Genomic DNA, 6,802 nt, shown 5'->3' with positions numbered 1-6,802 from the left:
CGCCGAGGGCGACCAGCTCCCCGCTGCCCGGGATGACGAGCGGCCGGCCGGAGAGCCGGCGCACCGTCTCCACCCACACCCGCCCCTGCGCCCCGCCGCCGATCAGGCGCAGCGGGCGGTCGGCGACCTCGGGAGCGTCGGGATCGAGACCGCAGGCCGACAGCAGGCCGTCCAGGGCACGCAGCACGGTGACGGCCGCGCCCTCGTAGGCGGCGCCCAGCAGTTGCTCCCGGCTCGTGTCGTGGCGCAGCCCGGTCAGCAGCCCGGCGGCGGTCGGCAGGTCGGGGGTCCGTTCGCCGTCGAGGTAGGGGAGCAGGACGGCCTCGCCGCCGGGCACCGCGTTCTCGCGGTCCAGGCCGAGCAGGGCGGCCACCTTGTCGACGGCGAGCGTGCAGTTGAGGGTGCAGGCCAGCGGCAGGTACGTGCCGTCCGCGGCGGCGAACCCGTTCAGCGCGGTGGACGCGGGCCGGGTGCGGGAGGCGGCGAACACCGTGCCGGAGGTGCCGAGGCTGAGGGCCGGGTGGTCCAGCAGCCCGCCGCCGCCGAGGCCGAGCCCCACGGCGGCGCTCATGTTGTCGCCGGTGCCGGCCGCCACCGCGATGCCCGCGGGCAGCCCGAGCGCCTTCGCCGCCGCCCCGGTGAGCGAGCCGATCCGGGCCGCGCCGGTGGGAGCGACCTCCGGCAGCAGGGCCGCGTCGAGGCCGAGCAGCTCCAGCAGGTCGGGGTCGTAGGCGCCGGTCGCGGTGGAGTACCAGCCGCTGCCCGAGGCGTCCCCGGGGTCGGTGGCGGCGACGCCCGCGAGGCGTTCGGTCAGGAAGTCGTGGGGGAGCCGGACCGCAGCCGCGCGCGCGGCGCTCGCCGGGTTGTTCTCCCGCAGCCACTGCCACTTGGAGGCGGTGATGGCCGCCACCGGTACGGACCCGGTCCGCGCCGTCCAGGCCCCGGGCCCGCCGAGCGCGGCGGTGAGGGCGGCGGCCTGCGGCGCGGAGCGGGTGTCGTTCCACAGCAGCGCGGGGCGCAGCGGCCGGCCCGCCCGGTCCAGCACGACGAGTCCGTGCTGCTGTCCGGCGACCGCGATGCCGGTGACCGCGCGGGCGGGGAGGCCGGACTCCTTCAGCCCGGCGGCCACCGCCTCGCAGAGGGCCCGCCACCAGATCTCCGGATCGCTCTCCCGGGCCCCGGCCTCGCCGGTGACCACGTGCGGGGCGCGCCCCACGGCGAGCTGCTCGCCGGTCGAGGCGTCGATGAAGGCGGCCTTGGTGGACTGGGTCGAGCTGTCCACGCCGATGACGACGGCGGGTGACGGCATGAGGACCTCTTTCGCGCTGCGGGTGCGTGCTGGCGCACGGCTGCTGATCATTCGGCTGCGGCACGAACAAATTACGGGATGCGCGCCCCCCTGCACAGGGGGTCGCAGGTGCTCCGTGCGGCCAAGGGGGTTCCGTGCCCGGGGTGCGGTGTGCTTGATTAGTCATGACACTGAACAAATAGGGGTGCCGGGCTGCTGGCCGGGCGTCCCGACGGCAGGCGAAGGCGGTCGGACGACCATGACGGAACGCTTCACCCCCACCCCCGAGGACAAGTTCAGCTTCGGCCTGTGGACCGTGGGCTGGCAGGGCCGGGACCCCTTCGGCGACGCGACCCGCGCGGCCATCGACCCCGTCGAGTCGGTGCGGCGGCTCGCGGAGCTGGGCGCCTGGGGGGTGACCTTCCACGACGACGACCTGATCCCCTTCGGGGCGCCGGAGACCGAGCGCGAAAGGATCGTCAAGCGCTTCCGCAAGGCGGTCGACGACAGTGGGCTCGTCGTGCCCATGGTGACGACGAACCTCTTCACCCATCCCGTCTTCAAGGACGGCGGATTCACCGCCAACGACCGGGGCGTACGCCGTTACGCACTCCGCAAGACCCTGCGCAACATCGACCTCGCCGTCGAGCTCGGCGCGAGCACCTTCGTGGCGTGGGGCGGCCGTGAGGGGGCCGAGTCCGGCGGGGCGAAGGACGTCCGCGTCGCCCTCCACCGGATGAAGGAGGCCTTCGACCTGCTGGGCGAGTACGTCGTCGAGCAGGGCTACGACCTCCGCTTCGCCATCGAGCCCAAGCCGAACGAGCCGCGTGGCGACATCCTGCTGCCCACCATCGGCCACGCCCTGGCCTTCATCGAGCGCCTGGAGCGCCCGGAGCTGGTCGGCGTCAACCCGGAGACCGGTCACGAGCAGATGGCCGGGCTCAACTTCCCGCACGGCATCGCCCAGGCCATGTGGGCGGACAAACTCTTCCACATCGACCTCAACGGCCAGTCCGGCATCAAGTACGACCAGGACCTGCGCTTCGGCGCGGGCGACCTGCGCCAGGCGTTCTGGCTCGTCGACCTGCTGGAGAGCGGCTACGAAGGGCCCCGCCACTTCGACTTCAAGCCCCCGCGCACCGAGGACTACGACGGTGTCTGGGCCTCGGCCGCGGGCTGTATGCGCAACTACCTCATCCTCAAGGAGCGGGCCGCCGCCTTCCGCGCCGACCCCGAGGTCCGGGAAGCCCTGCGCGCGTCCCGCCTGGACGAACTGGCGCGCCCCACCGCCGGCGACGGCCTGGCGGGCCTGCTCGCCGACCGCGGCGCGTACGAGGACTTCGACGTGGACGCCGCCGCGGCCCGCGGCATGGCCTTCGAGGCGCTGGACCAGCTCGCCATGGACCACCTCCTCGCCGTGCGCTGACCCACCGGGCCGACTCACCGGGCCGACCCACCGGGCCCGGCTCACCCACCGGCTGAGCCGGGGCCGGACGGGCCCGGCTCAGCCGCCGGACGGCTCCGCGTACGCCACCGGATCGTCCAGCACGTCCTGCACCACGAGCGCCGCCGCGCCCCGTGCCGCGTCGCCCGCCACCGACGACGCCCGGAGCCGCCCGCTGCCCGGGGACCAGAGCCCCGACACCACCCGGCCGGTCAGCTCCTCGTCGGCGGGCGGCGCCAGCCACGGCATCAGTCCCCGGTAGATCCCGCCGAGCACCACCGCGTCCGGGTCGATCAGGTTCACCGCCCCCGACAGCACCCGGCCCAGCATCCGGCCCGCCTCACCGGCCGCGGCCACCGCGCGCGGGTCCCCGGCGCCGGCGCGCCGCTCCAGCTCCAGCACCCCGGAGGCGCCGCCGAGGCCCTCGATCCCGGCCGCCCGCAGCAGTGCCGCCTGACCGGCGTACTGCTCCAGGCACCCCCGCGAACCGCACCGGCACTCCGGCCCCGCCGGATCCACCACCACGTGCCCGATCTCCCCGGCGAAACCGTGGGCGCCGCGCAGCAGTTCGCCGCCCAGGACGAGTGCGCCGCCGACCCCGATCTCCCCGGTCAGATAGAGGAAACTGCGCACATCCCCGAGGCCGCCGAACCACAGCTCGGCCAGCGCCGCGAGATTGGCCTCGTTCTCCGAGGCGACCGGCAGCACCGGGTGGCCGGGGCGCAGGGAGGCCAGCGCGTCGGCGAACAGCGCCTGCGCCGGGACCTCGTTCCAGCCGAGGTTGGGGGCCTGCCGCACCGATCCGCCGGAGACGAGACCCGGCAGCGCCAGCGTCGCACCGACCGGGCGCAACTCCTGCTCGTACGCCGACTCCAGGGTGCGCGCGGCGATCCGGGCCGCCCGGGCCAGGGCCTCGGCCGCGGGCGCGCCCCGGTTGTCGAGGTGTTCGGTCTGCCGGACCCGGCCGGTGCCCGCCAGGTCCACCACGCACACCGAGACGTAATCGATGTTGATCTCCACGCCGAGCCCGGCCGGGCCGGTCCGGGCCACCTTCAGCGCGGTGCCGGGGCGGCCGGCCTGCCCGCTGAACGTCTTGCCCGACTCCGTGAGGAACCCGCACTCCATCAGCTGCTCGACGAGCGAGGACACAGCGGCCCGGGTCAGGCCGACCCGGGCGGCCACCCCGGCCCGGGTCGCCTCGCCGCGCTCGCCCTCGTCCCGTACGGCGCGGAGTACCAGGCTCAGATTGTGCCGTCGCACGGTGTCCTTGTCGGCCTTGGGCCCCAGCGGAGTGAGGATGCTCTTCATATCGTCGCCGAGCCTATGTGATGCGGGGCTCCCGGCGGGGGTGCGGGAACGTGCGGTATCGCGGAGACGGGGGAAGGGGGTGGTTGCGGCCGTCCGGCCGCGACCACCCCCTCGGACCGGGCGCTCAGGGCTTGGCGCCCCGGTCCTTCAGCATGTCCGCCATCAGGCCGATCTCCGACTGCTGGCCGCGGACCATGCCCGCCGCCAGATCCCGGATGGCGTCCGTCCTCGCCGCACCGGCGGCCGCCTGCGCCATGTCCGCACCGGCGCGGTGGTGCACGGTCATCAGCCGCAGGAACAGCACCTCGGCCTTCTCGCCCTTCGCGGCCGTGAGGGCCGCCAGCTCCGCGTCGGTGGCCATGCCCGGCATCAGCGAACCGTCGTCGGTGGGGGTGAGGGTGTGCCCCATCCACTCCATGGGCGGCCCGGCCGCGCTCTTCGGCAGCCCCCACAGCTCCAGCCAGCCCAGCATCATGCCGCGCTGGTTGGCCTGGGTGTTGATGATGTCGTACGCGAGACGCCGCACGTCCTCGTCGTCGGTGCGGTCCCGCACGATGAACGACATCTCGACCGCCTGCTGGTGGTGGATCGCCATGTCGCGGGCGAAGCCCGCGTCCACGGAGTCCTCCGCCGGAGCGGACAGCGCCGCCGGGGACGCCCCGGACGGGGAGGCCGCTGAGGGGCGTACGACCATCAGCGCCACCAGCCCCAGCGCCACGAGCAGCACGGCGGCCCCCGCGAGGACCATCCGGCGGTTGGAGCCGGAAGGCGCCAGGGCGGTCACTTGTCCAGCCCGCCGGTGCAGGCGGCCCCCGGCTCGGGGGTCTGCGGGCCCTGCACGTACTTGGTGAAGAACTGCGCGACCCGGTCGTCCGTGGCGCTCTTGACCGTCACCTGCTTGCCCCACGCACTGAGCATCAGCGGGTCCTTCTGGTCCTTGACCGGGCTCATCAGGGAGTAGGGGGTCGACTTGACCTTCTTGGTGAGCGCCTCGATGTCGGCGTCCGAGGCCTTGTCGTTGTACGTGACCCAGACCGCGCCGTGCTCCAGCGAGTGCACGGCGTTCTCCTTCGGTATCTCGTCGGTGTAGACGTCGGCGTTGCAGTTCATCCACACCTGGTTGTGGTCGCCGCCGACGGGCGGGTTCATCGGGTAGTCGACCTTGGTCGTCACGTGCTCCTGCGTCAGCTTGTCCCAGCTGCGCTCGCCGGTGACCGGCGAGGTCTTGGCCTGCTCCTCCTTCTTGTCCTTCTCGTTCGCCTGCGACATCAGGTAGCCGCCTCCGGCGACCAGGGCGGCGACCACGGCCACCGAGGCGCTGATGGTGATGATGCGGCCGCGCCGCTCGCGGGCGCGCTCCTTGCGGCGGGCTTCTTCGAGCTTGGCGCGGCGCGCTGAGGCCGGGTTGTTCTGGTTCTTGGCGGAAGCCATGGGGAGTCCTCGTCGTTCAACCGATGCATACAGGCGATGCATGAAGGGGGAAGGGATGCGGGCAGGCGAAAGACCGCTCCCGGTGAACCGGCGCCGGGGCGCGGCGGGAGAGCGGACCCGGCCTCTAGATCCGCTGGACCTGAAGGCGTAGTTGATCGACGGAACGCACACCGTCGTGCGCGGGACCCCGGATGGCCGCCGCGCCGGTGAGCGGGGGCGCCGGGACGAAGGCCACGGGCGAGGGAACGGTGACGGGGGCGGACGAGGCCGGAAGCACGACGGCCGCCGTGTGTGCCGAGCCGCCGTGGCACGACGTCCCGAGCCCGCGGTCCGCCGGGGAGGCCATGACGACCGGCTCGAAGGCGGCGTCGGGCGTCGGGGTGAAGGCCCGGACGGCGCTCGCCCCGGCAGGGCCCGCCGCGACCGGGGCGACGGCGGACGAGGTGGTGACCGAGCAGCAGAAGAGCATGGCCAGCAGGAAGAACACCCAGCCCAGGGCGAGGGGCGTGCGGGAGCGGTACCGCTGCCGGTCGGTCCGCGTGCTCACCCTGGTCATCGCCCGCCATCGTAGTGGGTGCATGAAAGTTCAAAGAATATGGGTCGCGCTGTCCGCGGGACAGTGTGCCCGAGTCGTCGCCGCTCGAACAGAGTCCAAATGATTTACCGGTGTAATACCTGTTAACGTATATGAGTGACCGATACACCTATCCTGGCGGGGAAGCCTCCCGTCCGCAGTCTCCCGCTGGCCTCGGCCTTCCGGCTCTCGCGGCCCTCGGACACCTGGTTCAAGCCCGCCCTCAGCGTGGTCGTCGCCTCCGCCGTACCGCATCTGACGCTCCTGGCCATCGGTCGGCCGGACCTCGTGATGTACACCATGGCCGGTTCGCTCTGCGCGCTCTACGGCCACGGCCTGCCGTACGCCCGTCGGGCCGGGGCCGTCGCGGGCGTGGTGCTCGGCATGACGGCCTCTCTCGCCGTCTCGCTGGTCACCGCGTCGCTCACCGGATCGACCGCCGTGCTCATCGCGGTCGGGGCGCTGCTCGCCGCCGCCCAGAAGGTGCTGTGCGACGCCACCCGGATCGGACCGCCCGGCCATGTGATCCTCACCTTCGTCAGCTCCGCCGCCCTCTTCGCCCCGCAGCGCCCGGAGCAGATTCCCGGCCACCTCGCCCTGACCCTCGGTGCGGGCGCGTTCGCCTGGCTCGTCGCCGTCGCGCCCGCGCTGGTCCGCCGCGAGGGCCCCGAACGCCGGGCCGTCGCCCGCGCCCTGGCGGCAGCGGCCGAGTGCGCCGCCGACCCCGGCCCCTGTACCCCTGTCTCTTATACACATC

The 6,802-nt window shown here is 73.4% G+C and carries 6 protein-coding genes and 1 pseudogene; 2 read left to right on the top strand and 5 right to left on the bottom strand.

Annotation, left to right across the window (positions count from 1 at the left end):
* On the bottom strand, nt 1-1,309 hold a 1,309-nt coding region (locus tag CR470_RS34635; protein WP_097871392.1), incomplete at its 3' end, for an FGGY family carbohydrate kinase.
* Between the two features lie 238 nt (nt 1,310-1,547).
* Here CR470_RS34635 and xylA point away from each other — a divergent pair.
* On the top strand, nt 1,548-2,714 hold the full coding sequence (gene xylA / locus CR470_RS34630) for a xylose isomerase (protein WP_097871390.1): 1,167 nt from the start codon (nt 1,548-1,550) through the stop codon (nt 2,712-2,714).
* 78 nt (nt 2,715-2,792) lie between these two features.
* Here xylA and CR470_RS34625 read toward each other — a convergent pair whose 3' ends face one another.
* The 4 genes from CR470_RS34625 to CR470_RS34610 all read right to left on the bottom strand — a co-directional run bounded on the left by CR470_RS34625 (nt 2,793) and on the right by CR470_RS34610 (nt 6,027).
* Nucleotides 2,793-4,040: an ROK family protein gene (locus tag CR470_RS34625; RefSeq protein WP_097871388.1), complete on the bottom strand. Its 1,248-nt coding sequence runs from the start codon at nt 4,038-4,040 to the stop codon at nt 2,793-2,795.
* 124 nt (nt 4,041-4,164) lie between these two features.
* Nucleotides 4,165-4,824: a DUF305 domain-containing protein gene (locus CR470_RS34620; protein ID WP_179892472.1), complete on the bottom strand. Its 660-nt coding sequence runs from the start codon at nt 4,822-4,824 to the stop codon at nt 4,165-4,167.
* Nucleotides 4,821-5,471 (bottom strand): DUF3105 domain-containing protein, encoded by a 651-nt coding sequence (locus CR470_RS34615; RefSeq protein ID WP_097871386.1) that lies wholly within the window; start codon nt 5,469-5,471, stop codon nt 4,821-4,823. The genes CR470_RS34620 and CR470_RS34615 overlap by 4 nt, the downstream gene beginning before the upstream one ends.
* 124 nt (nt 5,472-5,595) lie before the next feature.
* Nucleotides 5,596-6,027, bottom strand: a complete 432-nt coding sequence (locus CR470_RS34610) for a hypothetical protein (RefSeq protein ID WP_097871385.1) — start codon at nt 6,025-6,027, stop codon at nt 5,596-5,598.
* A 135-nt stretch (nt 6,028-6,162) separates the two neighbouring features.
* On the opposite strand from CR470_RS34610, the pseudogene CR470_RS34605 reads away from it, so the two are divergent.
* Nucleotides 6,163-6,802, top strand: a pseudogene (locus tag CR470_RS34605) (FUSC family protein); the annotation flags it as partial.

It is taken from the genome of Streptomyces sp. rh34, assembly GCF_002551245.1.
Taxonomy (GTDB): domain Bacteria; phylum Actinomycetota; class Actinomycetes; order Streptomycetales; family Streptomycetaceae; genus Streptomyces.
This window is presented reverse-complemented; position numbering and strand designations above follow the sequence as displayed.

Excerpts from the sequence above, each read along its gene's own strand:
- xylA (WP_097871390.1), top strand. The coding sequence starts at position 1,548 with ATGACGGAACGCTTCACCCCCACCCCCGAGGACAAGTTCAGCTTCGGC.
- CR470_RS34625 (WP_097871388.1), bottom strand. The coding sequence starts at position 4,040 with ATGAAGAGCATCCTCACTCCGCTGGGGCCCAAGGCCGACAAGGACACC.
- CR470_RS34615 (WP_097871386.1), bottom strand. The coding sequence starts at position 5,471 with ATGGCTTCCGCCAAGAACCAGAACAACCCGGCCTCAGCGCGCCGCGCC.
- CR470_RS34610 (WP_097871385.1), bottom strand. The coding sequence starts at position 6,027 with ATGACCAGGGTGAGCACGCGGACCGACCGGCAGCGGTACCGCTCCCGC.